We start from the raw sequence: 25,168 nt of genomic DNA, 5'->3' as shown, positions 1-25,168 counted from the left end.
GCCAGACGCTTCCTCATGTCTGGCGCTATTTTACTTGAATGTTGCTAAGGCTAATCCTATTAAGATCTCTCTCAGAGCATTACAAACTTTACTTCGTCAATTCCTTCCCCCTTCCCCTCCCATCGTGATGCCAGCACCAGTGACTGATCAGCGACAAGCCCCCTAAAAAGTGATAAGATAATTCCAACTTAAATGACACAGCGATCAGGAGGAAAACCATGTCTTACTTTGAAAAATTCTTAAAAACCAACCAAGCCTATGCTGACCTACATGAAGATACGCACCTGCCCCTCCCTCCCAAAACCCGGGTGGCCATTGTGACCTGCATGGATTCTCGTCTCCACGTGGCCCAGGCTCTAGGACTCGCTCTAGGTGACGCCCATATCTTGCGGAATGCCGGTGGGCGGGTCACTGATGACACGATCCGGTCCCTGGTTATCTCCCAGCAACAACTCGGCACACGAGAGATCATTGTCATCCACCATACAGATTGCGGGGCCCAAACCTTCACCAATGAAGGCTTTGCTGAGCAACTGGAGCGAGACCTCGGCGTCGACGTCAAGGGCCAGGACTTCCTCCCCTTCAGCGATGTGGAAGACAGCGTCCGCGAAGACATCGCTCGGCTCAAAGCCTCGCCCCTGATCCCCGATGATATCATCATTTCCGGGGCCGTTTACGATGTCGATACTGGTCGGATGCAGCAAGTAGATTAGTTTTTCATTAGATTCCTTCATCATTTTTAGCTTGTATAGCCCTTAAAATAAAAAAATATTAAGAAATTTAAGAAAAACATTTGACAATTATGAGAATCCGTCTTACAATGGGTTTAACTTTTGAAGACCAGAAAAAACATAGAAAAACGAGTAGACTTATGAAAGTTTATAGAGAGTAAGCGTTAGGTGGAAGCTTATAATGGCCGTAAGTTCGAAAATCATTTTCTTGATTGCAAGGCTGAAGCGAAGTAAGTCTTGCCGCAGTGGTGTGCGTTATCCTCCCCCGGCATTGTTGGATGCTTGAGCGCTTATTTCGATAAGAATAAAGGTGGTACCGCGGACTATTTCGCCCTTTGTCTATAGGACAAGGGGCGTTTTTTTATGGTTTTCAAAGTCAGAAATGTTGCTGGTTAGTTTTGGAAAATTAAGGAGGAATTATGATGAACAAGTTATCACGAAGTCAGTTTCTACAAACTTCTATCATGCTGTTTGGTTTATTTTTTGGGGCTGGGAACTTAATTTTCCCACCATTGCTTGGTAATCAAGCGGGGAGCCAAACGTGGTTGGCCCTGGTTAGTTTTGCGGTGACAGCTGTCATCTTTCCCGTCTTAGGAACTATTGTCGTTGGTAAGTCAGAGGGCCTCTCCCAGCTCGCTAACCGCGTCGGGCCTAAGTTTTCCATCATCTTTACCACAGCTATTTATTTATCCATCGGGCCTGGTTTAGGAATCCCTCGGGCAGGATCCGTTCCTTTCGAGATGGCAGTCGCCCCCTATATCCCCGAAGCCATGAGCCTAGGCCTAGCACGTCTGCTCTATACCTTGGTCTTCTTCGCCTTGGCACTCTGGCTCTGTCTCAAACCCAACCAATTGGTCAAACGCGTGGGTAAATATCTCACCCCTATGCTGCTTCTGATGATTGCCCTCATGTTTGTCCGGGTCATGTTCATGCCCAAAGGCGTCGCTGAACCGGTCGATGCCTATGCCGCAAGTCCTGTTGTCCAAGGTTTCCTCGAAGGCTACAATACTATGGACGCTGTCGCCGCCTTAAACTTCGGCTTCGTCATCTCCATGGCCATCCGCCGCTTTGGGATTCAGGACAAGAAGGAAGTGGCCAAGTATACCATGAAGTCCGGCCTCCTCGCTGGCCTGGTCCTCTTCCTAGTCTACGCCATGCTAGCCGCCATCGGTATGGTCTCCTCGCAAAAACTGGCTGGCGCAGACAATGGAGCCTTCATCCTGACCCAAGCTGTCCAAGCTTCCTTGGGTAACTTCGGCCTGGTCTTCCTGGCCGGCATCTTCACCCTGGCCTGCCTGACAACCTGCGTGGGACTTATCACTTCCGGTGCTGAATACTTCAAGCAATTATTCAAGGATAAGCTCTCCTACCGGGCTTGGGTCTTCATCTGGGCTGGCTTCTCCTTCCTGGTTGCCAATTTCGGCTTAAATAACTTACTGGCCTTCTCTGTTCCTGTCCTAACAGTTATCTACCCCGTAGCCCTAGTTCTTATCCTCATGGGCATCAGCCAGGACTATGTTTTCAACTTTGGCTCCCTCTCCTATCTAGTGGCTGCCACGGTCTCTGTGGCTCTACCCTTGGTCGACATGCTGCAGACTACTTTCAACGTCAGCCTGCCTGTCCTCAGTTCCCTAGTGGATTACTTGCCCCTATCCAGTCAAGGCCTAGGCTGGTTAGTCCCTACCCTCGTCGCCCTTCTCATCAGCCTGGCCTGTGAAAAAGTTCTACTCCCCCACTATGCCAGCAGCCCCGCTAACGAATGGACCCGCTAATTCAGCTTAGCCCCTCCCCTGAAAGTCCCAGGGGAGTTTTTTGTGCACAAAAAAGGCAGGGGGGACTATTGACTGGTCACCCCTGCCTTTACAAGATCATTAGGGATACTCACTGACGGCATAGCTAAGCTAGTCAGTTAGCAGCTGCTTGGCTTCAAGCAGCCAATCGCGGTAGAAGAAGAGCACAGCAGCCAAGTAGAGAAGGTAAACAAGGGCACCTCCGATAAAGGGCATAAAGTTAGCTACTGCATAAAAACAGAGGGCATGGCTAAGCAAGAGGAAGACCTCCCGCCAATGGTTCCTAAGATAAGTAAAACGGATTTGGCTAGTATAGAAGAACCAGCAGATATAGCAGAGGGTCGTCGCCATGGCAACCGTTAAGATATCATGCCAGACAAAGGATAGGCCCGCCACAAAGATAAAGGATAAAGCCGCATAGAGGGCGCTATCGCGGAAGTACTGACGTTCCGGGACTGTTGCCTTATAAATATTAGCCACCAAGATCCGCGACAACATAATATAAGGAATCGCAATAAAGGTGACCGATAAGAGCGTTGTGGCCGGTTCATACTTGGGCAGGAAGGTCAAGATAATCCATTTAAAGATAAAGAAGGCAAAACCACTCAAGATCCCCAAGAAGATACAGGCTCTTTTGATCACATTCAAGAGCATCTGGTCCTTACGCTTGGCAATGACATTGTAGAAGACCATGCCCACCGCGTTAACGATCAAGAGGATGACATTGAGGACGGAATTCTGGAAAGAATACTGGGCGAATTCCTCAATTGCATACCACCATTTAGTCACCCAACTGCCAATCAACCCCACGAAGGTCAGCGACATGTTGGCAAAAAGGATAAAGAAGCCCACCCGGAAGAGGCCCAAGTGTTTCTTCCAAGAGAAGATAAAGTTTGGACCCTGGTTCTTGATGAAGCGGTATTCATAGAAGACCGTCAAGAAGAGATAGGATAAGATATTGAGGACAATATAAAGATAGTAATTGTCACTTCGCATGAGGAAGATAGCGGCCAGCAAGGTCAGGATATAGAAGATGCTCTTGGAAATATTAGCCCGGGAGAAGGTCGCAAACTGTCCCGTTGCCTGGAGGAAATTCTGATGGTACATATTAATCGTATCGAAGAGAGTAACGGTTGAGAAGAGGGCTAAGATAGGATTCTTAACGGCTAGAGAATAGGTCAGCATCAAAGCAAACACACAGAGCTGGTAGACCACAATGAAATTATGCTCAGAGCGAATTTCTAGGGGATCCAAGTCCTCAATTCGCCTGCCCCCATATTTAATATAGATCCCATCATTATAACCAAAGTTAAACAAGTAAGTTATTGAAGTATACATGATATATTCGCGGTAATTGCCATAGTCAGCAACGGTCAGAATAGCTGGGAGGAGGAAGTTGATGATGAAACTTGTTCCAAAACCAATGATATTAGACAGGGCCACGTTAAAGATGTTCTTCAATAATTTCATTTCTGACTCCTTTCATACTCAAGGTCTGGCTGGTAATTTTTTATAGAGGTGAAACTCCCCAACCTGGTCGATTTCCTCATAATTCTTCTGGATCCAAGCCAGAAAGTCTGTTTCCACTTGAGACCGATCCAGGGGAGAACGCGCCTTGATCTTGTCTTCGATAACCAGCATCTGGGGCGGTTGACGGGTCAAATCCGAGCGGAATTCCTTGGCCACTGCTTCGGCCTGGTCTAAATCGACCGCCGGCAGGTTGAAATAGCGGCTAGGGGCCTGGCGGTCAGCTAAGAGATAGAAGGCCCCACCAATCCGGTGGCTATAGAGCGTCTCCCCCGGCTGGCTCTCAGCGACAATCAGCTGGCTGGCTGCTTCGTATTTGTTCTTAGTGGAACTCCGTTTTAGGGCCCAGACATAGCGCTCATCTGTCCCAAGAGCCCATTGCCAGTCGCCAGGTCCTTTGAGCTGGCCATTGAATCCAGGGCCCAGCTGGTCGACTTTGGCGACTAGGGTGGGATGGTCCTCCGCTAGGCTCACACTGTAGACCCGGTTGTAGAAGATATCAGCCGGATACTTAAAGAGATAGGCTACAAGAACGATTAGGACCAAGTTGACTAGCGCCTGTCCCCGCTTAAGATCAAAGAGGCGGAGCGCCTGGATAATTAATAGACTGAAGAAGGGCACGAGAACCATAAAGTAGTGGGGATAGAAACGCCCCGACAAGAGCGTCGAATAGAAGGTCGCTCCAAAGGCTAGAAGGTAACCCCCTAGACGCCAGTAGGTCTGACCCCTGCCCCGGTCCTTGACCAAGCAGGCCAAAAGTCCCAAGCCCTCCAGTCCTAGGAGATGGTAGAAAGCTAGCTTCTCTTCCAACTTCATAAGGATTTCTTCCGTCGTGAGTTTACTATCGTTCAGATACTGGAGGTTGAAAAGAATCGAAAAATTAACCATCTCAGCAAAAGCCCCTTGGTAGAGCAAATATAAAGAAACCGGCAGGATAAAAGTCAGTATCCCTAGACTGGTCCAAGCCACCGCACGCTTCATCTCCGCATAATTCTTATGAATCAATAAATGAACAAAGATCAATGCAATCAAGGGCAGCCAACTGATGATCATATTGGCCCTTAAATTAAAGACAAAGGCCCCGGACAAGCCGACCAAGAAGTAAGACCAAGCCGGTAAGGAGTTGGCTTCAAAATAACGCAAGTAAGCAAGCAGCGTCAGCATAATCCCAGCTAGAGCATAAAGTTCCGTCAAATTACCCGACTCAATCAGCGGATCCAAAACGAGTAAGCTCACAGCGACTGCTAGGAGCGACCGTGGCCGGTCTAAGACCTGGCGGCCCATGTGATAGGTCAGTCCCGTGAAGGCAAGGAGGGACAGGAGTTCGACCCAATAAATCCCACCAAAGCGGTTAACATGGGGCATCAGCCAGCCTAGGGCATTGGCTAAGATAATACTGATTCCCTTATGATCGGTAAAATCCAAGTAAGGGACGCCCCCTCTGGCCATCTCCCGCCCCATATAAATAAACATGGAACTATCATGGCCAGGAATGGCCTCGGCCCAAGGGCTTGACGTAAGTGACAGAGAGAAAATAAAAGTTAGGGTGAAGACCAGGCAAGCACTTAAAGCGGCAAATGCCCAGTCCCAATCGTTTCTTTGACTACTTTCCATCCAACTTTCCTCTTTTCATAGATTTTAGGCATAAAAAAACGACCCCGAGAAGAATCGAACTTCCGACACATCGTTTAGGAAACGAATGCTCTATCCGCTGAGCTACGGGGCCATACAAGAATTTTAACATACTTGTTAAGCTTCTTGTAACTTTATTTGTTAAATTCGACGCTTAATCGCATTTAAGGCATAAGAAATAAAAACATAGGAAGCCTTCCAGAGGGGGAGTCCTTCCAATACCCGGTAAGTATGCCAAGTCCGCTTGAGGGCTCCCAAGCGGTTACTGGATATGGAACCAGGCACTTGCCGGTAGTGGTTGAGGACTTCATCTAAGAGGTAGGCCTGGCAGCCCCGCTCGCGCATCAACATCAACCAAGTTGCCGTATCCTGTCCCTTGCGCACCAAGGGCATGCGGAAGTCACCGACTAAGTGACGGTCAATCATCACCGTGGAACAAGCAATGGCCGTGTTCTTCAATAGCCCGTCATAGTCCAAGTGCTGGGGCAAATCTGCCCTATCTTTAAGGACCTGCCCCTCTTCATCCACTTGGGCAAAATTCGTATAAGTAAAGCCATAAGCCTCCGCTTTCATAAAAGCTAACTGCTTGGCTAATTTATCGCTGGTCCAATAGTCATCGCTATCTACGAAGGCGATATAGCGTCCTTGAGCAACTTCTAAGCCGCGGTTGCGGGCGACAGCCGCCCCGCTGTTTGTATCTAATTTCAAATACTTAATGCGCGCATCCTCCGCCTGATAGGCCTTGATGATCTGTGCGCTCTGGTCAGGACTGCAATCATCCACCAAGAGCATCTCCCAGTTCTTATAGTCCTGGGCCTGGACGCTCTCAATGGTATGCGCCAAATACTTCTCTGCCTGGTAAACTGGTGTAATAATCGAAACCAAGTCGTCTTGCATGATTTCCTCCTTAAGCTTGGGTCAAGTGGACAATCTTAATCGGCACATGGTAAAGCTTAGCTAAGCGGTATTGGGCCTGGTACCATTGCTTATGGCTCTGGCCCGCTGCTAGGAGGATCACAATCTCATCCGCCTGGCCGCTAAAGCCCTCCAAAGTCTGCTTGCTAGCTACCGGAAGGGGCAAGCCTTCTTGTTCAGCTAAAAGCAGGCGTTCCTTGCCGTAGGGTTGACTGATAAAGTGCTGAACGCCTTCATCCAATGACTCAGCCAATAAGTGTTCATCCTCAAAGCTCCATACATATTCAAAAGCATAGCGGATCTTGCCATTGAAGAGTCGCCAAACAAAGAGGAGAAAGGCTGTAATAAGGAGAGCCACAATATACGCCGCTAGTCCTAAGAGCCAGACAGGGAGAGAGTTGCTCCCCACAATACTTGCAATGGTATTAGGGCTTGCCACCATTTCATACTGGGACAGGTCCAAGCGTTCACCAATTTCAGGCCGCCCCAACATAATCAGGTTAAGGTCCCGGGTAAAGGGCAAGGGCTCTTGGAGAATATCATAGTAGGCTTGGGCGATCTTCTTATTCTCTTCAGGGGTCTTCCCTAAGAGAACGCGAAGAGTGATTACCCCGCTGGAGGTGTCACGAACCGCTGCTAGGCCTCCGCGGAAGTCGCCATTCTTGTATAAGCCTAAGTTTTGTTCGGCTTCTAAGCTATCCGCAAATTCCACCCCACTCTTCTCCTCGGCTTCCTTGACCATATCAGGACGGGCCAAGTATTCATCAATGAGGAAAGAGTTGCTGAAGACATTCCCATCTTCAACCAAGGCGCTGAACTGAAACTCCGCAGGTTCTTGGCCATAGACCGTCTTGAGGCGTTCCTTCGAGGCTTCTAGCGTCGCCTCATTCACCTGAACAGTCTGGTCTGCAGAAGACGTCAGTGCTTCATCTGGATGGTCGGTCAGCACCATGCGCAAGCCGAAGAGTAAGGCCGTCAGAACAGCTGCTCCTACTACAATTTTCAATAGATTTTCCTTACAAAAACGCCACAATTCACTAATGATTGTTGCTAAGCTCATAAATCCTACCTCGTTCTTTCTCTGTAATTGTTAGGGACTTCTCGGCTAAGGCTAGGTAGCTAATCAGTAAGCCAAAGAATACCCAGTGCCACTCAATATACATGTTATTAGCGCTCGTCACACTCGCTGGAATAAATATGATAAGGAAAGCGATGACTTGGTTGCTGACTTGCCGCCACTTGGGATCCTGAACCAAGCGGATCCGGTTGAGCTGGTAGATCATTAAGGCATAGGCCACAACATAGGCGATAAAGACTAAAAGCCCATAGCCCACCATAATTTCCAACCACCAATTGTGCATATTGACAATGCCCTTGGTAGGAAGTAAAGGGAAGTCAGCCATCCAGCTTTCAATATTTCCGGCACCTACGCCTAGGCCCAGGGTCGTTCCCAGGAAGACTAAGCCATTCCGCCAGAGGTTGACCCGGCCAGTATCGCCTGAGATATAACCTTCCCTGCCTGTATAAATCAAGGCATTCAAGGCTTCTCGGATAGGAGGAAAACCCAAGTAAAGGGCAAGCCCCCCGCCGATAGCCAGCAATAAGCCGATCACATAATAACGCCGCTTCAAATCCCACTTGAACTGCAGGATAAAGAGCACAACAAAATAAAGTAAGGAGCACAACAAACTCATCCGCGAGCCAGATCTGAAGATGAGGTATTCAGCCAAGACCATAGCGCCTAGATAGACGAATTTTTGCCAGCTGACACGCGATAAGACCATCAGAATCGCACTGACCGCTAGATAGGCCAAGAGCATGGTGGCATAGTCATTCTGGTTCTCAAAATGTGTAATCGGTAACCGAGTCAGGGGTTGACTAGCGAAGGTCCCATACTTATCCAGCTTGGCCATATCGGCAAAGAAATAAATATTCGTGATAATTTCAAAATAGCCCCAAACCAAGAGAGCGGACATCATCCACCAGGCCGTCTGAACTAATCGCTTCCACTGGCGGAGGCTATCGGTCCATAAATACAGGGCGACCACACTGGAAATGCCAATCGTTAAAAGGAAGATAGCCTGTGCCCAGGGGCCAAGCGCCCGAGCCCAAAGCACAGAAATCAGGGCCCAGAGCCACCAGAAGACATAGGCCCCAATCATGAAGAGCCCATAACCTGGCCGCTTAAGCTGCAGACTCGGTCCCTTCAGCAAGCAACGATAAGCGATTAGCGGGACAACTCCCAGCGCTAAGACCCGGTAGAGCGTCATCTGGGCAAAAGGCGTTGGAATAGCCAGTAATTCTGTCCCTAAGAAGACACTTGCAAGTAAGATGAGACTATAGATGGCCACTGGACTGCCCCCCTTCAAAGTTAAAGTGCTGACGCTCAGCCTCTAAAAATTCAACAAAGAGCTGGGCAGAAGCTTCATTACTGAAGGCCTTGGCTTGTATAGCTTGTTCACGCTGGCTCAAGTCTGGTCGGTCTTTGGCAGCCAAGCGGCAAAGCGCGTGGAGCCATTCTGCTGGCCCAGCTTCAAGGGACAAGGCCTCGACTAAACCCAAGTCCAAGTCTACCTCATCCGTCACCCGATTAGACATCACGACAGGGATACCCAAGGCTTGGGCTTCAACGACCACTGTCGGTAAGCCTTCAGAATAGGAAGGCAAGACCACCGCATCTAAGAGCGGATAAAAGGCGGATATCGGGTTGATTCGACCAGTGAAATCCACAACATCCTCTAAAGCTTGAGCACGAACGGCCGCCTTGAGCTCTTGGTCACGCTCACCAGCACCAATAATTAAGAGCTTGGCGTCTAGTCCCTGGTCCTTAATGGCCTGGGCAATAGCAAGGCTTTGTTCATGGTTCTTAACCGCTGTTAAGCGGCCAATATGTCCAATCAAGAGGGTGTCCTCACCATAAGCATAGGCTCTCCTTAATTGCTTCTTCTGGTCTTCAATCCAAGCATTGGGGCGCAGATAGAGGTCTGTATGAATACTATTAGGAATGATCATCATCTCACCGAGATCAATAGCAGACCCAAAGATCGCCCAGATCGCCCGCTTACCACAACCGAGCGGATAAGCCGATAAATAACGATTCAATCGTTGTGAAAGCAGGACTTGGGCGCGGTTCATCAGACTTGCTCCCTGGTTATCATTTGAATTATGGGCATGAATATAGAAAGGTGCCTGGCTCTGACGCCGGCAGAGATAGTAATAAGGAAGGGCCCGGTAACCATTGATATGGCAATAGAAAGCATCATAGTCGTTATGGTCGAGGGCTTGGTTTAAGCTCTCTTCAAAAGCTTTGAAGCCTTCTTTCTTCGGATTTCTGAGCGGATAAAGCTTGCCTCCCGTGGCCTCAATAGCTTCACGGAAGTCAGCTGGACACTCGTCATAGGTCGTCACATCAAAGGCAATCCCATAGTGGGGCATTTCCTCAGCCTTATTCTTTATAAATGATGAAATGCCACCACCATAACCACTCATCAAGTGGAGAACGCGACGGACTTTGCCTGGATCTTTTGGCATGCCAAATTTCCTCATTTCTCTTCTAAGCACACAAAGACTTCCAGCCAAGCAAAGAGCGCTTGACTTGGAAGTAGTGTAGACTTTTTTAATTTTCGTTATAGATATCGCGGGTATAGACCTTGTCTGTCACATCTTCTAAGTCTTTAGCGCGACGGTTGGAGATGATCAGGTCGCATTGGTCTTTGAAGGCTTGAAGGTCATTTTCTAAGCGGTAACCTTGGAAGTCCTCACCCTCAAGACTCGGTTCGTAGACAATCACTTCGACCCCTTCCCCGCGTAATTTTTTCATGACATCTTGGATGGCTGATTGGCGGAAATTGTCAGAGTCTTGCTTCATGGTTAAGCGGTAAACCCCAACTGTTTCCGGCTTGCGCCGTAGGACAGAATCCGCAATAAATTGCTTGCGGGTGTCATTGGCATCAACAATTGCCCGGATAATATTGTTGGGAATATCTTCGAAGTTGGCCAACATCTGCTTGGTATCCTTAGGCAGGCAATAACCCCCATAGCCAAAGGAAGGGTTGTTGTAGTGGAGGCCAATCCGTGGGTCTAAGCCAATCCCCTCAATAATGGACTTGGAATCCAAGCCTCGCACTTCCGCATAGGTATCCAATTCATTAAAGAAGGAAACGCGGAGGGCCAGGTAAGTATTAGCAAAGAGTTTGACCGCTTCAGCCTCGGTTGGCGCCATGAAGCGGACAGAGATATCTTCCTTTTCTGCCCCTTCAATTAAGAGCTCAGCAAAGAGGTGACCTGCTTGACCGTCATCTCCGACAATAATCCGGGAAGGGTAGAGGTTATCATACAAGGCCTTGCCTTCACGCAAGAATTCAGGCGAGAAGATAATCCGGTCGCAATTCTTTTCTTCGCGGATGTACTCTGTGTAACCAACCGGTATCGTTGACTTAATGACAATTGGGCAGTCAGTATCATGGGCTAAGATATCGTCGAGAACGGCTTCAACAGCTGAGGTATCGAAGGAATTGGTCACTTCATCATAATTGGTTGGTGCTGCGATAATGATGAGGTCTGGCTCTGCATAGGCCAGGTCCGAATCGGTAGTTGCTGTCAGATCCAGGTCCTTATTAGCCATATAGTCTTCCATTTCAGGATCCTTAATATGCGGCTTGCCCGAATTGATAATATTGACCACATTTTCATTGATATCCAGTGCTGTCACTTGGTGGTTTTGCGCAAGCAAGATGGCATTCGCTAAGCCCACATAGCCAACACCGACAACTGTAATTTTCATATGATTCGCTCTCCTCTTCCAGTTCGTTTTCTTCATATAGGGCTAATTATAGCATAATGCCCTAGTAATTAAGCCCCCTCCCCTAGAAAAAAAGCAATTTTATAAGTTTTTTTATCTTCTGTTAGGCTTTTGTTCTTTTTGCTATAATAATAGGGAATTGCTTATTTTAACAGAAAGGACGACGCTTGTGCACATCCTCCATATTAATTCTTATTATTCCACCACCCCTCTCTACCAGAACCTCTACGACCGGCAAGTTGCCGCGGGAATGGCCCTCGACGTCTATGTCCCCATTGCCAAGGAATTCCCCAAGGACCGCCTGGCCGCTAAGGGGGACTACTGCCAGATTGTGGAAGCCTTCCACCAAGCAGACCGCTATGTCTTCCATCTCAAACATTACAAGATCTGGCAGGACCTCAAAAAGCGCTATGCCTTCGACCAAATCGACCTGGTCCATGCCCACTCCCTCTTCTCCAATGGCTGGTTGGCCCACAAAGTCTATCTGACCCATAAAATTCCCTATGTCGTGGCGGTCCGCAGTGCCGATATCCGGACCTTCTTCCAGAAAATGCCCTGGCTCCGCCGGCTCGGCCTAAAGATTCTTGCTGACGCTGAGCAAGTGGTCTTTATCTCTGAGAACTCCAGGCGGGAAGTCTTCGCCAAGTATATTCCAGACTCTATGCGAGCGGACCTGGAAGCCAAGACCCAAGTCATCGCCAATGGCATCGACGACTACTGGCACACCAACCGCTATGACGCTAAGCAAGCTGAACTCCACCAGCCCCTACGCTTTGTCTGTACGGCCAAACTCTTAAAAGAAAAACAGATCCCCAAGCTCATCAGCCTGGTGGACTACTATAACCAACATGCCCAAGCAGCTGAACTCCACCTCATCGGCCCTGCCTGGGATGAAAGCATCCTGGCCCAAGTCAAAGACCAGCCCCTGGTGACCTACTACGGCCCCAAAGACCACGATGGCATGCGGGACCTCTACCAGCAGATGGATATCTTCGCTCTGGTCTCTTCAAGAGAAACTTTCGGCCTGGTCTATGTGGAAGCTATGAGCCAGGGCCTCCCCGTCATTTATACCCAGGGCGAAGGCTTCGACAGCTACTATCCCAATTACGAAGTCGGCGCCAGCCTGGACCCTGACCGGCCAGATAACTTTGTCCACCATGTCCAAGCCATTCTCGCGGACTATCCAGGCTTCTGCCAACGCGCCCTGGCCCACTCCCAGGACTTCTCCTGGGACAAGATCAGTGGGCGTTACGACAAGCTCTATCAGGGCATCTTGAAGGCTTAAGCGGATTTTCTTGCTAGCAGCTTGAATTACTCATCAGAATAGAAAAAAGGAAATCATTGCGTGCCAAGAACAGCTAATGATTTCCTTTTTTGTTTGATTAGACTTAATTGATTGACTAGGCCGCTTCTTCATAACCCAATTCTTCTAAAGTTCGGGTAATCAGGTCGACCATCTCGAACAAGCTATCCACTGTCGATTGAACCAGCATAGCTGTTCTCGCCTGGTAAGTGACCTTATTGCCCTCTACTCTGACATTCTGCAAGTTTTTGTGTTTGGGCAGATGGAGGAGCAACTCCTGCCGGTCAGGTGCCTGGCCATCCTTGGTCAAGTGAAAAATAATATCATACTGCTGGCCAAGGTGCATCATATCCACTAGAAGCGTGTAGCCGTTGACCTTGCCGTGGATCAAACCCGTGTCCTTCTCCACCGTATAGTGGTCAGCCTTGGCAATCCGTTTCAAAACTTTTCCTAAGCGCATAGAAAACCATCCTTTCAGGGCACAATCAATAAACAGTGGCAGCAACGATGATCTCAAAAACTGCGTCCGAACTTTCCAGTTCTATTTTACCAAGAAAAGTTAGATAAATCTAAATAATGCACTTAATTAATTTATTTTATAAAAGAAGGCATTTGGGTCCCTAAAGTCTAGGCTCTGGCCCGCCCACAAGCGGTCCTGGCTCATATCGGAACCGTCATAAGCATCGGGCATCTTGGACTGACCGTTAGGGGTTTGGCCGGCGGGGATGACGATAATAAGGAAACCGCCGCCTTGAGCAACGCTCTTAGGTCCTATTGATAGACTCACGGTCCCATCAGAGTTGGCATGACTATTATTAATTGTTAAATCACCATAAGCAATGTCTTCCGGAGTAAATTCGTAAATCGTGCCATTCCCATCCTGCCAGGTGCCAGCCAGGCTGGAATAATCTCCTTCCAGGATGGCGGATAGGTCAAAGCTGGTCGGCTGAGGAGTTTCTTCCTCTGCCTGGTCCACATAAATTTGGTCAATCCGCTGCCAGTCCAATTGGTCATAATCGATAGGCGTCCGGCCGGCGGTAAAATCATCCAGAGTGCTGATGTTGCCCACTGAATAGCTTCCCTCTTCGACCACTTCTTCCGTCTGGGTCTCAGGATTGATACGGAGAATTCGAGCTTCGCCCTCCCCAGCTGTAGAGTAGTGGTAGGAATCCAGAACCGTGCCGTCTTGGAAGATATCGCTAGCTTGGCGCAGACCACCGGCACTGGCTGCATAATTTCTCGCCAGGAGTGTCGGTTCTTGGCCACCCTTTAAGTAGTAGAGATCGCTATAGTGGAGCTTGCCATCGTAGTCCGTAGCCGTCAGCAACTCATCCACCCCGTTGCCATCGATATCATAGAAGACAAAGTAATCGGGACGGTTCTCTTCAGCCTGGGCCAGTTCCTCGAGGGTAGGACCATAAACGGCCATGTTGTCGACTTCTGGCTTAACCGGCTCTTCTTTTGTCTTAGAGCTCGTCTTTTGACCAGTAGACCCCTTGGAAGCTTTCTGGCTGCTTGATCCTGATTGACTCGAAGAAACTTTCTCCGAAGCCGGCTCTGAGGAAGTTTGGTCATTATTCGACTGGTTTGTGTTATTTTGGCAGGCTGCAAGGACTAGGCCCGTCGAGAGGACCAGTGCCCATTGGTTGAATTTTTTCATGAGTAGACTCCTTTTCTTTTGCACTAGTAATATTGCCAGCTTAGCGATTAGAATGAGACCGGCAGGAAGGCAGCCAGAACCGCCAAGAAGACGGCGGGCAGCATGTTAGCGACATTCAATTTTTTGTCCCAGAGCAGGTTAATCCCAATACAGAAGATGAGGATGGACCCCACTAAGGAGAGATAATCCAGGGCCAGGTCAGTCATAATGGGGGCCAGTAAGCGGGCCATCAGGGTCACCCCACCCTCCAGGACAAAGACCGGAATGACAGAGAAGATGGCTCCCTTGCCCATGGCTGAAGTTAGGACTGTAATGATAATAGCATCCAAGACCGACTTCACAGCCAGCATGGTATAGTCGCCCAACAAGCCGTCCTGGATCGCCCCAACAATGGCCATGGCCCCAATAGAGACCGTCAGCGACGCCGTGATAAAAGCTTCCACAAAGAGGGGGTCTCTCCCATTCCCCGACTTCTGGTGAAGGAATTGGCCGAGCTTCTCAAAGCCGCGGTCAATCCCAATTAGCTCTCCGATCAGGCTACCCAGGGCCAGGCAGAGGACGACCAGCATGGACCGGCCGCTGACGATATTATCCCCTTGAAGGGTCAACATCCCATCCATAGCCCCGGCAATGGCGATAAAGATCACGCTCACCCCACAAGCCTTCTGGAGGGCCTCCTGCTGCTTAGCCTTAAACAAATTTCCCACCAAGCTGCCCACCAGGCCCCCCAGTAGAATTCCGACACAATTAATTAAAGTCCCAAGCCCAACCATTTCATTTCCCCATTTCTTTCATTCGTTTTCAATAGCTATTATTTTAGCATATTTTAATGAAATACTCATTTTAATCTGAGGACTTGGCCTTCACCCGCATCGCAAAGCTCGCTAAGCAAGTTGATAAATGAAGTATAGCATTAAAAGGCTTCCATTAGACGAATCTTACCTGAATCGTCGATTTAAGCTCCTGACCCGTAAATTTTACTGTTATTTACAGTAGTCCATGGGCAAGCAATTGCTCTCAGTTCGATCACTCTTACCAAATAGTCAAGAAAACGAAAAAGCGCCTGGGATAAAATCCCAGGCGCTCTAGAAAATCTGCATAAGCAAAATCAACAACAGAATATGAAAGGGAACTTCCAGATTAAGGAGAAGTTCCCCTTATAAGGTCGAGAAATTTCCAAAGTCTTTAGCTCAAAGCAAGATAGTGAATAACCACAAAAATTAGTGGAAACATACCTATCAATAAAATCAGGAGTGACAATTTAGCTTTTTTCTTATAGCCTTTATAAGCCTCCTGCTCCTTATGATTAAAGGGCCGACGGGTGTGTTTCCGACGAACGACTAAGTAAACAGGCAAAGCCCCTGCCCCATTACCATTAGGCAGGCTCATAAAAGCCCATAAACGCGGGCGAGGCATCCCTCTAGCTTCCGCATCCATAGCAATCATCTGATATAAATTGTAGCTTAGAAAGACGCTTCCCATAATGGCAACAGCCCCAGCTATAGCCATTATAACCGGATAAGTAGTCATTGCTATCCCTCCTCTAAAAGCGACTAATAATTTCAAAATAAACTATCCCAACCAAGGCCAATGTAATGGTGAAAATTGATGAAAGGACAAACTGCAAAGCTAGCCAAGGACTGATGAATAAAATCAACACAATCAACAAGACACCAAAGACAATCGTTCGAATTAAGTTCCGGTTACTCTTCACAATATCGGTACTCTCATCTAAATGCCCCATATAATCTTCACTCCCCTTCAGTAAAACATCTAAACTCACTTGGTAAAGGTCACTCAATCGAATGATGTTAATCACATCAGGATAAGTTTTATCATTTTCCCAATTTGAAACTGATTGTCTTGAGACGCCAATCGCTTCTGCAACTCCCTCTTGGGTCATGCCCGACTGCAAGCGAGCCTCCCTAAGCAGTTCTCCTATAGTCATTTTTACCTCCCTTCTTCACTTCCAACTTTAAATAATAACAGCTAAAAATACCATCCAAGCTCTTTGACATCAAGCAGTTTCCTTGTCAAAAAGCTTTGACAAGCTCCTTTTTCCTTATGAAACTCCCATTAAAACACATCGACTTCCAGTTAGCCTCCTATCATAAGTCCATTATAGCAACTAGCCTAAGATTACAAAATAGAAAAAGCCCCATCTCTGGAGCTTGTCTTTGGTCGGAAAAAGATCTAGAAAATCCCCTTAAAGGATGTATAGCCGTCTTCAACCATTACATTCGTGCCATTGATGGCGCTAGCTTCTGGCAGGGTCAGGAGGTAGATGGCATTGGCCACTTCCTCAGGCTCGATGACCCGTTCTTTCATATGGAGGCTGTCGCCAAAGTCCTTCAGGTCCCCACGCATCATGGAGGTATTGACCCAACCCGGTGAGACCATTAAGACACGAACACCATGGGGGCCGAGTTCCCGTGCAATCGCCTGAGTGGCCATCTTCACCCCACCCTTACTAGCGTGGTAACCAATGTTTTCCCCGTTGGCTAAGAAGGAACAGATGGAACCAACGTTGATAATGCAACCTTGACCAGCTTCCTTCATCTTTTGGCCCGCTGCCTGGCAGAAGTTAATGGTCCCCATCAAATTAATATCAATAATTTGCTTGATAGCTGACAAGTCATAGTCTAAGAAGTCGCCACGTTCGCCCGTAATCCCAGCCACATTAACAAGGATATCCAATTGTCCAAAGGCTTCCAGGGCTGTAGCCACCGCTTCTTGACACTGGGCAGGGTCAGACACGTCGCAGGCTACATGACGGATGGCTTCCGAGTGCCCCAAGGCTTCTAAAGCTTCTTCGACTTGCTCTTCTTTGTCCACACTGGCTAGGACCAGGCGGTAACCTTCTTGGCTCATCTTCTTGGCTGTTGCCAAACCAATACCGCTAGTTCCTCCGGTGATTAGTGCTACTTTTTCTGACAAAATCATCACTCCTTTAGATTACTTATCTTTAGTATAAGTGATATAATAGATCATAAATACTATGAATAAATAATCACTTAATAAGCTTATCTTATCAGGAGGCGATCTTATTTTCCCCCACAAGCTCCTTTACTTCCTCGAAGTGGCTAAATACGAAAACATGACCCAGGCAGCCAAGGCCCTTAAAGTCAGCCAACCCGCCGTCAGCCAAGCCATCAGTGACCTAGAAGACCAGCTCCAGGTCCCACTCTTCTACCGCCAAGGCCGGCGCATCTTCCTGACTGACCAAGGCAAGACCTATCAAAACTATTGCCAAAGCGCTCATAAACAGCTCCAAATTGGCCAAGACCTGGTCCGAAACCAACGATCGCTTGAAAAAGGCCAGCTCTCCCTCGCCATCACCATGCCCCACGTCTTTCCTGACTTAATCCAGCGATTCCTAGAAAAATACCCCGGTCTTAGCCTCAACCAATATGACCTCAGCCATGAAGAAGCGATCAAACAAATCCAAAATTACCAACTCGATCTGGCGGTCACATCAAGCCAGATGCAAGCACCCGGCCTTCAAAAGCAAGTGCTAGTCGATGATAAACTTTACCTAGCCCTCTCCCTTGACCATCCGCTCTTAAAGCAAGACCATATCTTACTAGAAAATCTCGAGTCCTTAGATTTCATTGGACTCCATAAGCACTATGCTTTCAGACAAGAAAGTGATCAGTTCCTCGCTGAACTCGGCCTCCGCATCACACACAAAATCAATGTGGATGATGCAGGCTCCATCTTGCGCCTCACCCAGACAGGACGCTATGCCTCATTAATCACCAGCATTTCCTTGCCCAATGCTCCAGATAATCTGGCCTATCTCCCCATCATGCCCCAGAAGACCTTCCGCCAAGTCAGCCTCATCTATCGGTCAGATCCCTATCCCAATCCCGTTCTTCAAGCTTTTCTAGACTTTATTCGTCAGTTAGCATTGAAAGAAAGCAGGACTAGCTTCCGGCCAATTGAGCACTGATCACTCAGCAAAAAGGCTTTGACAGCAACTTTTATTGTCCTGTCAAAGCCTTTTTACCTATTTCGTTTTAAAACTTAGTTCGCAACCTAACGAAGATGAGTAAGCAAAGCAAATAATAAAGCCCTGCAACAGTGATAGGGAAATCTTCTTGCACATAATAAAAGAGAAGAGCCGCAATCATCCCATTAGCAACAATGGAAGGGAACATACTCTTAGCATTGACAAGACCCACAGCAATATCCTTAGCCCCATCTCTTCTGATCCCCTTCTGATAGGAGGGAACCGAGCGATGATTGACAAGTAAGATCAAATTCTCTGTCTCCAGAACCAGGAACAAGTGCCCCAGAATTTGTCCCATAGCTAGCGTACTTTCTGGCTCAAAAGAAAAAATCTTTAATACATTAACCAACAAAAAGACTAATGCTAAGACGCCCGCTTCAAAGAGTAGGGTGAATGAATTCTTTGCCAGGGCATAGGCTAAGACTTCTTGCCACCCTTCTAGCCTCAAGAATTCCTCATGAAAGAGCGCATCCGTCGTGATGTAGCGAAAGACATTCGAAGCCAGCAGGGCACAGGCCAATTGGCTAAGGCCGAGTGGCAAGCGCATGAAGGCAAAGGTCAGTAAAAGAACTAAGCCGAGCAGGAAGGCATAACTATCGATACTCCCATCTTGAACAAAGAATTTCTGTACCGTTAATTTAAAAGAAGTCACAGCGCGTCTCCCCTCAATGACAAGCTTCCACATTGAATTTATTCTCCACCGGATTCTTTAATTTCCTAGCGTTGGGCCTTGAAGTAAGCATCGGCCTCGTCTCGAATCATCGCTACCGTTTCTTGCCCATGGAATTGGTCGAGCGCCCAGGCAAAGTAAATAGCCAAGTTATCTGAATCGAGGTCCTGAACTTCTTCTAGCAAGGCCGAGCGCTGGTCCTTATCCGCCATTTACATGGCTGCCTCAAACAAGTCCGGCGCCCGACTGGCGTCATCCTCATCATCAAAAACCAGCAAGCCCTCATTATGCAAGGCAATGGCATGGTCCATGACCTCATCAATACTATCGAAGTCTCCGCCGTGCTGGTCGAGGAATTTCTAGATATTTCTAAAAACACCTTCCGTTCCTAAAGACATGTCTTCACCTTCTCTACTTTGATTAAATTTTTTAATGAGTTAATAGCTTAGCATATAAGCAAATAGGCTAGACCGTAGACGTTGGATTTGGGAGTTACAAATCTCAGCCTTCTTCTTAATCGCCTATTGATAATCATCCACCAGATCGAATAACAATTTATAGCGGTGAATCAGGCGTTTAAATTCATTCGGCTTAGCTCGTTCAATGAAATTTTCTCGGCTGACTTGCCGATGATAAAGATCAAGAGCCGTTGTTTGATCCAAAAGCACTTTCCCCTTTATCTGATCAGTCTCTTGAAGCTCATAATAGGCTGGATAATTTCTTTTAGTTGTTGAGATTGGTGCAAGGATCGCTATCCGACTCGTTTGGAAGATGAGATCGTGACTTAATACAATGGCTGGACGACTATTTCTCTGTTCGTGCCCAATACTTGAGTTAAAATTAACATAAAAAATATCCCCCTGCCGCATCACCATTCGATCTCTTCTCCCACTGCTGGTCCCCAATCCATTTCTTCCTCATAAGTGAAAGAGGTCTTATAATCAGCAAATAATTCCTGAATCGTCTCTGCTTCCTGAGGCTTAATCACTAATGCTTGATCTTTGATTTCGAGTGAGAGCACTTGGTTATCCTTTAAATCGAGTTGTTTAACTAGGGTCGACGGAATTCTGATTGCCTTTGAATTCCCCCATTGAGCAATTTTACTTTGCATACTACCCCCTCCTCAAGCTCATTTTATCAAATGACTATACAAATGTATATACATTGCCCCTGTGAACGCTTTTTAGGATGATTCTCTCATTGAACATCTCCTAAAAACCACGCTCTCAATTCAGTTAATAAAAGCTGCCTTAACCCTTATGATGGTCTTCTTTTAATATCCTAATCTTATTCTGGAGATGTTTGATCTCTTCTAGGTCTACATTTGGATCAGCAATCATCTGATTGAGGCGAAAAGTTAGTCGGCTAATTTCTTTTTCCACTTTATCTGGGTTATTTTCCTGGTAGGCAGGACTCAACAACTTTTTATTTTTGATGAGGTATTGCTTGTTCACGCTATGGTTGACAAATTCCTGGTCATGGGAAACCAGTAGAATAGCAGCAGGATGGTTTCTGATAAAGTCTTCAACCTTTTCCAGGGTAGCAATATCTAAATAATTGGTCGGCTCATCGAGCAATAAAAGGTGGTAATCGCCTAGTAATAATTTAGCGAATGCCAAACGGACACGCTCACCTCCTGATAGCCACTTGACCTGATTGAACAATTTGTTTTTGTCGAAACCCAAAGAAGCTAAGATCAGACGAATCAAATCCTCTGCTTGTAAGCTTCCTTGACTGGCATTTTCGAAAATGCTCTTATCTAGCTGGAGTTGATCAAAATTTTGTGTAAAGTAACCGATCTTTAAATTTTCCATATAATAACCTGGCAGTTGCTGGTGATATAGCTGGCGCATGAAACTAGTTTTTCCTGCTTGATTGTGTCCCTGAATAGCTAGCTTATCCCCTGCCTGTATTTTAAATTCTGGAAATGCAAATAATAAACGTTCGCCAACATGGACTTGACCCGCTTCTAGGTGGAGCAACGTTCTGCCTGACTTCACTGCCAAATTTCCAATCGCTTTAAAGCTATAGCGCCGTTCTTTCTCTGGCTCTTTGACAGGTTCAAGCTGGTCAATCCTTCTTTGTAGCGCCTTAGCTGATTTGGCCATGGCTTTTTCCTGTCCATCATATTTTCCTGCATAGCCGCTGACTTTATAGTCTGACCGAGACATATTCTTTTTCTTCTTTTTAAAATTTTGCGCCCGCAGATTTCTGTGCTGGACCTCTTTTTCTAATTGCTGAACCTTTTTCTGGTAATTTTTATAAGCAATTTCCTGTCCTTGAATGGCCTTATCTTTGGCTGCCTGATAGTCGTCATAATTCCCCACATATTTAGTTAATTGGCCTTGGTCGAATTCCCAAATCTGATCTACGACTTGGTTTAATACTTGACGGTCATGAGAAACCAGCAAGAGAGTTCCTGGATAATTATTCAATTTTTGAATGAGCCAATCAATGTTTTCACTATCTAAATTGGCTGTCGGTTCATCCAGAATGAGGAGGTCTGCTCCTTTACTGAAGATCTCTTCTAGCATACGTTTAGCCTGCTCACCACCAGACTCCTCCGTTGTTTGCTTTAATTGAGGGAGGTAGGCATAGCTCGGCCGGACTCGTATTTGGCCTTGGTAGTCTTGGTCTAATCCAACTAGCATCCTCAATAAGGTTGATTTACCTGCCCCATTCTTTCCAATGAGACCGACCTTGTCTCCTTGATTAATGATTTGCTGATCAATTTGAAATAATTGGTGGTCTGCAATCTTTTTCGTAACATGTAATAATTTTATTTCTTCCATATTTAGCTCTCCTATAAGTTCAGTGCTAGCATCAGCGATATATCTGAGCTAAAAACGGATACACAAAAAGACATGGTTCATTTAACCAAGTGTCTGAGTGCATACTAGTCCCTTGATAACTAGGAAATTTTTTGCTCAGATACTTAGATTAAAATTACCATGTCTTTTTTACCTCGGATTTCTTAAGTTAATTTTATTATAGCAAATTGTTTCACCCTGGTATAGACCTTAATCATTCTCGCCTAAAGCATTTTCGATATTTCTTCTGCCATATAAAATACGCGAAATCAAAACTTTATGATTTTCTTCCTCCACAAAATAAAAAATAATAAAATGATCGCAAGGCATGACATGCAAGCCCCTACTTTTCCATGGTTCGAAATCTATGATAGGATACCGCATTGGAAATTGATCAAGACGCTTTATCGCTTTTTCGATTCTATTAACTTGCCTCTTTGCATTTTCTAACGATAAAAGATTAAAGGCAAGCTAAGCGTAAATTCCTCGCAAATCTTCCTCTGCTTCGTGAGAAATAGAAACTAGATAGTTCATTGATCAAATTCCTTACGGAGAGAAGCAAAGACCTCTTCTACCGGTCTGACATCACCCTCTATGATTGACTGATAGCCCTTTTCTAGCTCTTTATGTAATTCATCTTTGGACAATGCATTACTATCAAGTGCTTCTCTATAAGGAAGCTTAACATCAAAAGGTAAGCCTTGTTGCAATACGACTTGCTTATAAAACATCGTGATAGCACTTGATGGGGGTAGGCCCAGTGAATTTAAGATATGCTCTGCCTGCTCTTTTAATTCTGGGTCCATACGAACATACAAATTTGCTGTCTTTGCCATAAAATCGCTCCTCTCTTCAAAAATTATTTTATAACAATGTATTGGCATATGTAAGTTACTTTCTGCTTAATCATTTAGAACAAACAAGTGTAGCAGTGTTGGAATCGAAGTCTTCCAAATGAAAAAAGCCCCATTACTGGGGCTTCTCTCTTCAAATAATACGATAAAGTATAGCTGATCCACTATTGCCGCATTATTGTAGTAAAAGAGTTTCTATAGTTTTCATTGCTGATCTAAAGAAATAATAGTATTATATCTTTAGAAAGGATGATCAAAATGCCAAAAATTCAATCGAGCACTGATTTAAGAAATAACTATAATGCTATTTCTAATTTTTGTAATGAAAGCAATTCTCCGGTTTTTATCACTAAAAATGGTCGTGGCGATTTAGCTGTGATGAGTATTCAAGCTTACGAACAGCTCGTTGGCAAGCATGAACTTTATGCCTTATTAAAGGCCAGTGAGCAAGATGTTGCCGCAGGACGAACGAAGCCACTCAAAGAGGTCATGAATGATTTAAGAAAAGAGTTAGACCATGACTGATTATTGGATTGAAGTCACTGTTTCGGCCCAGGCTGACCTCAAAGAAATCGTTCGCTATATTCAAATTGACTTAACTTCTCCTCACACAGCTAATAAATTTCTTAACGGCATTGAAGAAGCTATGGAACAATTAACTTTTATGCCTGAAAAATTTCAACTCGTCAGAGACGATTACCTAGCTAGCAAGGGCTATCGTTACACAGGCTACAAAAACTATCGCATCTTCTACATCATTGATGACAGTCAACATACCGTATTTATTCATCGCATTCTACACGCATCAAGACAATGGGAATATTTAATTTAAAGATAATAATAGGCTCCCCTAAAGTAATGAAATCTACTTTAGGGGAGCCTATTATCTTCTCAGCACTTAAAACCTCTATAAAGCCTATCTGCTTTTCTTTTCAATCAATACTACGCACTCACCGGTTCGCTGTTACCGCATCACTTCGTCGCTTTGCTTCTTGTTCTCCAACAGCCATCGCATAAATCATTCGTAATTGATGGCCCTAGTATTAATCCCACTTCGTCATCAACACAACCGATTCCACATGTGTCGTCTGCGGGAAGAGGTCGACCGGCTGGACGGATTGGATCTGGTAGCCAGCTGCTGTGTACTTGGCCAAGTCTCGGGCTAGGCTAGCGGGATTGCAGGAGACGTAGACAATCCGGTCTGCATCGAGTTCAAGGGAGGCTTCAATAAAGGCCTCGCTCAGACCCTTGCGTGGGGGGTCAACGACCAGGACATCGCAAGGAATCCCTGCCTTGACCCAGGCTGGCATGACCTCACCGGCATCCCCGGCTTGGAAGCTGGTATTATTGAGGCCATTGGCGGCTGCGTTTTCCCGGGCCATATCGATCGCATCTTCGACAATTTCGACCCCATAGACATGCTTGGCTGCTTGGGCCAGGCAGAGGGAGATAGACCCAATCCCACAGTAGGCATCCATGACCTGCTCATTACCCTGGAGATTGGCAGCTTCGAGGGCAGCTTGGTAGAGTTTCTCAGCCTGGCTGGTGTTGACTTGGAAGAAGCTCTGGCTGGAAATCGCAAAGTCCAGGCCCAAGATCTGATCGTGGTAGCGGTCATCACCGTAGAGGACCCGAGTCTCCTTGCCCATGATGACATTGGTCCGCTCTTCATTGATATTGATGACCAGACTGACCAGGCCTGGGACTTCCCGGCGGATAGCTTGGACAATCTCTACTTCATGGGGGAGGGACTTACCGTTAAGAACGAGGATGACCATGATTTCGCCCGTATGCTCACCCTGGCGGACCCCCAGGAAGCGGAGGAGGCCGCGGTGGGCTTTTTCGTCATAGGCGGTGATTTGGTAGCGATTGAGGATCTGGATAACGGTCTGCAGGGTCTCGTCGATGTTCTTGAGCTGGATCTGATAGTCCTTAATGGGCACAATATCATGGGACCGGCGCTTGTAGAAGCCGGTATAGAGCTGGCCCGGCTCTCCTGCGACCGGCACTTGGGCTTTGTTGCGGTAGGCCCAGGGCTCTTCCATGCCGATGGTTTCCTTAACTTCTAGGCCTTGGTCGAGGCCAAATTTATGGAGGGAGTTAATGACCTGCTGGCGCTTGAAAGCCAGCTGGGCAGGATAGGCCAGGTGTTGGAGGGGCATAGTCCCCGTCCGCAAGCCGTCCTTGTCGCGCAAGGGAACCCGGTCGGGTGAAGTCTGGTAGCGGTCTTTAACAATCGCGAAGGCGAACTTCTTGAGAACCTTGACGATCCGAGCCGAGCACTTTTCACCAGGCAGGGCATCATGGACGAAGATGGGATAGCCATCTACCTTGGCCACTCCTAGGCCTTCATAGGTCAAGTCTTCAATGCTTAAATCATAAGTGGCATTCTTTTTGACAGGTGCTTGTCGCTTTACTTTTGCCATAATCGATTCCTTTCTTCCTATTTATTGGAATAATCTT

26 protein-coding genes, 1 tRNA gene, 1 pseudogene and 1 other annotated feature are annotated in these 25,168 nt (G+C 46.8%); of the genes and pseudogenes, 6 read left to right on the top strand and 22 right to left on the bottom strand.

Annotated elements, in window-relative coordinates:
- Nucleotides 1–218: 218 nt before the first annotated feature.
- On the top strand, nucleotides 219–713 hold the full coding sequence (locus QP339_RS06890) for a beta-class carbonic anhydrase (RefSeq protein ID WP_284910924.1): 495 nt from the start codon (nucleotides 219–221) through the stop codon (nucleotides 711–713).
- A 132-nt stretch (nucleotides 714–845) separates the two neighbouring features.
- Nucleotides 846–1,070 (top strand) — a binding site (T-box leader).
- Between the two features lie 80 nt (nucleotides 1,071–1,150).
- Nucleotides 1,151–2,503 (top strand): branched-chain amino acid transport system II carrier protein, encoded by a 1,353-nt coding sequence (brnQ, locus tag QP339_RS06885; protein ID WP_284910923.1) that lies wholly within the window; start codon nucleotides 1,151–1,153, stop codon nucleotides 2,501–2,503.
- A gap of 129 nt (nucleotides 2,504–2,632) precedes the next feature.
- Here brnQ and QP339_RS06880 read toward each other — a convergent pair whose 3' ends face one another.
- From QP339_RS06880 to QP339_RS06845, 8 genes are all read right to left on the bottom strand, one after another.
- Nucleotides 2,633–3,991, bottom strand: coding sequence for a lipopolysaccharide biosynthesis protein (locus tag QP339_RS06880; protein ID WP_284910922.1), 1,359 nt, complete (start codon nucleotides 3,989–3,991; stop codon nucleotides 2,633–2,635).
- Between the two features lie 18 nt (nucleotides 3,992–4,009).
- A complete protein-coding gene (locus tag QP339_RS06875; protein WP_284910921.1) occupies nucleotides 4,010–5,662 on the bottom strand; it encodes an ArnT family glycosyltransferase in 1,653 nt (550 codons plus the stop codon).
- Between the two features lie 39 nt (nucleotides 5,663–5,701).
- Nucleotides 5,702–5,774: transfer RNA gene (locus tag QP339_RS06870), tRNA-Arg, on the bottom strand.
- 47 nt (nucleotides 5,775–5,821) lie between these two features.
- On the bottom strand, nucleotides 5,822–6,577 hold the full coding sequence (locus QP339_RS06865) for a glycosyltransferase family 2 protein (protein WP_284910920.1): 756 nt from the start codon (nucleotides 6,575–6,577) through the stop codon (nucleotides 5,822–5,824).
- Between the two features lie 10 nt (nucleotides 6,578–6,587).
- Nucleotides 6,588–7,601, bottom strand: a complete 1,014-nt coding sequence (locus QP339_RS06860; RefSeq protein WP_284910919.1) for a hypothetical protein — start codon at nucleotides 7,599–7,601, stop codon at nucleotides 6,588–6,590.
- A gap of 31 nt (nucleotides 7,602–7,632) precedes the next feature.
- On the bottom strand, nucleotides 7,633–8,946 hold the full coding sequence (locus tag QP339_RS06855; RefSeq protein ID WP_070619034.1) for an O-antigen ligase family protein: 1,314 nt from the start codon (nucleotides 8,944–8,946) through the stop codon (nucleotides 7,633–7,635).
- Complete coding sequence (locus tag QP339_RS06850; RefSeq protein WP_284910918.1) at nucleotides 8,933–10,126, bottom strand: glycosyltransferase; 1,194 nt, start codon at nucleotides 10,124–10,126, stop codon at nucleotides 8,933–8,935. The genes QP339_RS06855 and QP339_RS06850 overlap by 14 nt, the downstream gene beginning before the upstream one ends.
- 85 nt (nucleotides 10,127–10,211) lie before the next feature.
- A complete protein-coding gene (locus QP339_RS06845; RefSeq protein ID WP_284910917.1) occupies nucleotides 10,212–11,378 on the bottom strand; it encodes a nucleotide sugar dehydrogenase in 1,167 nt (388 codons plus the stop codon).
- Between the two features lie 187 nt (nucleotides 11,379–11,565).
- On the opposite strand from QP339_RS06845, the gene QP339_RS06840 reads away from it, so the two are divergent.
- The gene (locus tag QP339_RS06840; protein WP_284910916.1) at nucleotides 11,566–12,681 is read left to right on the top strand and encodes a glycosyltransferase family 4 protein; all 1,116 of its coding nucleotides are present in this window, start codon (nucleotides 11,566–11,568) and stop codon (nucleotides 12,679–12,681) included.
- Nucleotides 12,682–12,796: 115 nt separating this feature from the next.
- Here QP339_RS06840 and QP339_RS06835 read toward each other — a convergent pair whose 3' ends face one another.
- The 6 genes from QP339_RS06835 to QP339_RS06810 all read right to left on the bottom strand — a co-directional run bounded on the left by QP339_RS06835 (nucleotide 12,797) and on the right by QP339_RS06810 (nucleotide 17,296).
- Complete coding sequence (locus QP339_RS06835) at nucleotides 12,797–13,159, bottom strand: CTAG/PCC1 family protein (RefSeq protein ID WP_284910915.1); 363 nt, start codon at nucleotides 13,157–13,159, stop codon at nucleotides 12,797–12,799.
- Between the two features lie 126 nt (nucleotides 13,160–13,285).
- On the bottom strand, nucleotides 13,286–14,359 hold the full coding sequence (locus QP339_RS06830; protein ID WP_284910914.1) for a DUF6287 domain-containing protein: 1,074 nt from the start codon (nucleotides 14,357–14,359) through the stop codon (nucleotides 13,286–13,288).
- Between the two features lie 47 nt (nucleotides 14,360–14,406).
- Nucleotides 14,407–15,132 (bottom strand): DUF554 domain-containing protein, encoded by a 726-nt coding sequence (locus tag QP339_RS06825; protein ID WP_284910913.1) that lies wholly within the window; start codon nucleotides 15,130–15,132, stop codon nucleotides 14,407–14,409.
- Between the two features lie 412 nt (nucleotides 15,133–15,544).
- Nucleotides 15,545–15,889: a hypothetical protein gene (locus tag QP339_RS06820; RefSeq protein WP_070619010.1), complete on the bottom strand. Its 345-nt coding sequence runs from the start codon at nucleotides 15,887–15,889 to the stop codon at nucleotides 15,545–15,547.
- A gap of 13 nt (nucleotides 15,890–15,902) precedes the next feature.
- Nucleotides 15,903–16,307: a helix-turn-helix domain-containing protein gene (locus tag QP339_RS06815; protein ID WP_284910912.1), complete on the bottom strand. Its 405-nt coding sequence runs from the start codon at nucleotides 16,305–16,307 to the stop codon at nucleotides 15,903–15,905.
- 245 nt (nucleotides 16,308–16,552) lie between these two features.
- Nucleotides 16,553–17,296, bottom strand: coding sequence for an SDR family NAD(P)-dependent oxidoreductase (locus QP339_RS06810; protein WP_284910911.1), 744 nt, complete (start codon nucleotides 17,294–17,296; stop codon nucleotides 16,553–16,555).
- An 88-nt stretch (nucleotides 17,297–17,384) separates the two neighbouring features.
- Here QP339_RS06810 and QP339_RS06805 point away from each other — a divergent pair, with 88 nt between their 5' ends.
- Nucleotides 17,385–18,311, top strand: coding sequence for a LysR family transcriptional regulator (locus QP339_RS06805; protein ID WP_350225030.1), 927 nt, complete (start codon nucleotides 17,385–17,387; stop codon nucleotides 18,309–18,311).
- A gap of 67 nt (nucleotides 18,312–18,378) precedes the next feature.
- Here the strand turns inward: QP339_RS06805 and QP339_RS06800 are convergent, their stop codons facing one another.
- The 7 genes and pseudogenes from QP339_RS06800 to QP339_RS06775 all read right to left on the bottom strand — a co-directional run bounded on the left by QP339_RS06800 (nucleotide 18,379) and on the right by QP339_RS06775 (nucleotide 22,687).
- Nucleotides 18,379–19,023: a hypothetical protein gene (locus QP339_RS06800; RefSeq protein ID WP_284910910.1), complete on the bottom strand. Its 645-nt coding sequence runs from the start codon at nucleotides 19,021–19,023 to the stop codon at nucleotides 18,379–18,381.
- 65 nt (nucleotides 19,024–19,088) lie between these two features.
- Nucleotides 19,089–19,253 carry a hypothetical protein gene (locus tag QP339_RS06795; RefSeq protein WP_284910909.1) on the bottom strand — a complete coding sequence of 55 codons (165 nt, stop codon included), beginning with the start codon at nucleotides 19,251–19,253 and terminating at the stop codon, nucleotides 19,089–19,091.
- A gap of 309 nt (nucleotides 19,254–19,562) precedes the next feature.
- On the bottom strand, nucleotides 19,563–19,916 hold the full coding sequence (locus QP339_RS06790; protein ID WP_284910908.1) for a type II toxin-antitoxin system PemK/MazF family toxin: 354 nt from the start codon (nucleotides 19,914–19,916) through the stop codon (nucleotides 19,563–19,565).
- Entirely contained in the window at nucleotides 19,910–20,152 is a 243-nt protein-coding gene (locus tag QP339_RS06785; RefSeq protein ID WP_284910907.1) for an AbrB/MazE/SpoVT family DNA-binding domain-containing protein, read from the bottom strand. The genes QP339_RS06790 and QP339_RS06785 overlap by 7 nt, the downstream gene beginning before the upstream one ends.
- Nucleotides 20,153–20,291: 139 nt before the next feature.
- Entirely contained in the window at nucleotides 20,292–21,833 is a 1,542-nt protein-coding gene (gene abc-f, locus QP339_RS06780) for a ribosomal protection-like ABC-F family protein (protein ID WP_284910906.1), read from the bottom strand.
- Nucleotides 21,834–22,061: 228 nt separating this feature from the next.
- A pseudogene (locus QP339_RS09650) lies at nucleotides 22,062–22,283 on the bottom strand (type II toxin-antitoxin system RelE/ParE family toxin); the annotation flags it as partial.
- Nucleotides 22,284–22,381: 98 nt separating this feature from the next.
- Complete coding sequence (locus QP339_RS06775; protein WP_284910905.1) at nucleotides 22,382–22,687, bottom strand: type II toxin-antitoxin system RelB/DinJ family antitoxin; 306 nt, start codon at nucleotides 22,685–22,687, stop codon at nucleotides 22,382–22,384.
- Between the two features lie 276 nt (nucleotides 22,688–22,963).
- Here QP339_RS06775 and QP339_RS06770 point away from each other — a divergent pair, with 276 nt between their 5' ends.
- Both QP339_RS06770 and QP339_RS06765 read left to right on the top strand, forming a co-directional pair.
- A complete protein-coding gene (locus QP339_RS06770; RefSeq protein WP_284910904.1) occupies nucleotides 22,964–23,230 on the top strand; it encodes a type II toxin-antitoxin system prevent-host-death family antitoxin in 267 nt (88 codons plus the stop codon).
- Nucleotides 23,223–23,537 carry a type II toxin-antitoxin system RelE/ParE family toxin gene (locus QP339_RS06765; RefSeq protein WP_284910903.1) on the top strand — a complete coding sequence of 105 codons (315 nt, stop codon included), beginning with the start codon at nucleotides 23,223–23,225 and terminating at the stop codon, nucleotides 23,535–23,537. The genes QP339_RS06770 and QP339_RS06765 overlap by 8 nt, the downstream gene beginning before the upstream one ends.
- A gap of 211 nt (nucleotides 23,538–23,748) precedes the next feature.
- Here QP339_RS06765 and rlmD read toward each other — a convergent pair whose 3' ends face one another.
- Nucleotides 23,749–25,131 carry a 23S rRNA (uracil(1939)-C(5))-methyltransferase RlmD gene (gene rlmD, locus QP339_RS06760; protein WP_284910902.1) on the bottom strand — a complete coding sequence of 461 codons (1,383 nt, stop codon included), beginning with the start codon at nucleotides 25,129–25,131 and terminating at the stop codon, nucleotides 23,749–23,751.
- Between the last annotated feature and the right edge of the window lie 37 nt (nucleotides 25,132–25,168).

The sequence above is a fragment of the Aerococcus sp. UMB7834 genome, from assembly GCF_030215145.1.
In the GTDB taxonomy this organism is placed as follows: Bacteria; Bacillota; Bacilli; order Lactobacillales; family Aerococcaceae; genus Aerococcus.
Note: the sequence above shows the minus strand (reverse complement) of the source record. Positions and strands in the feature narration are given on the sequence as shown.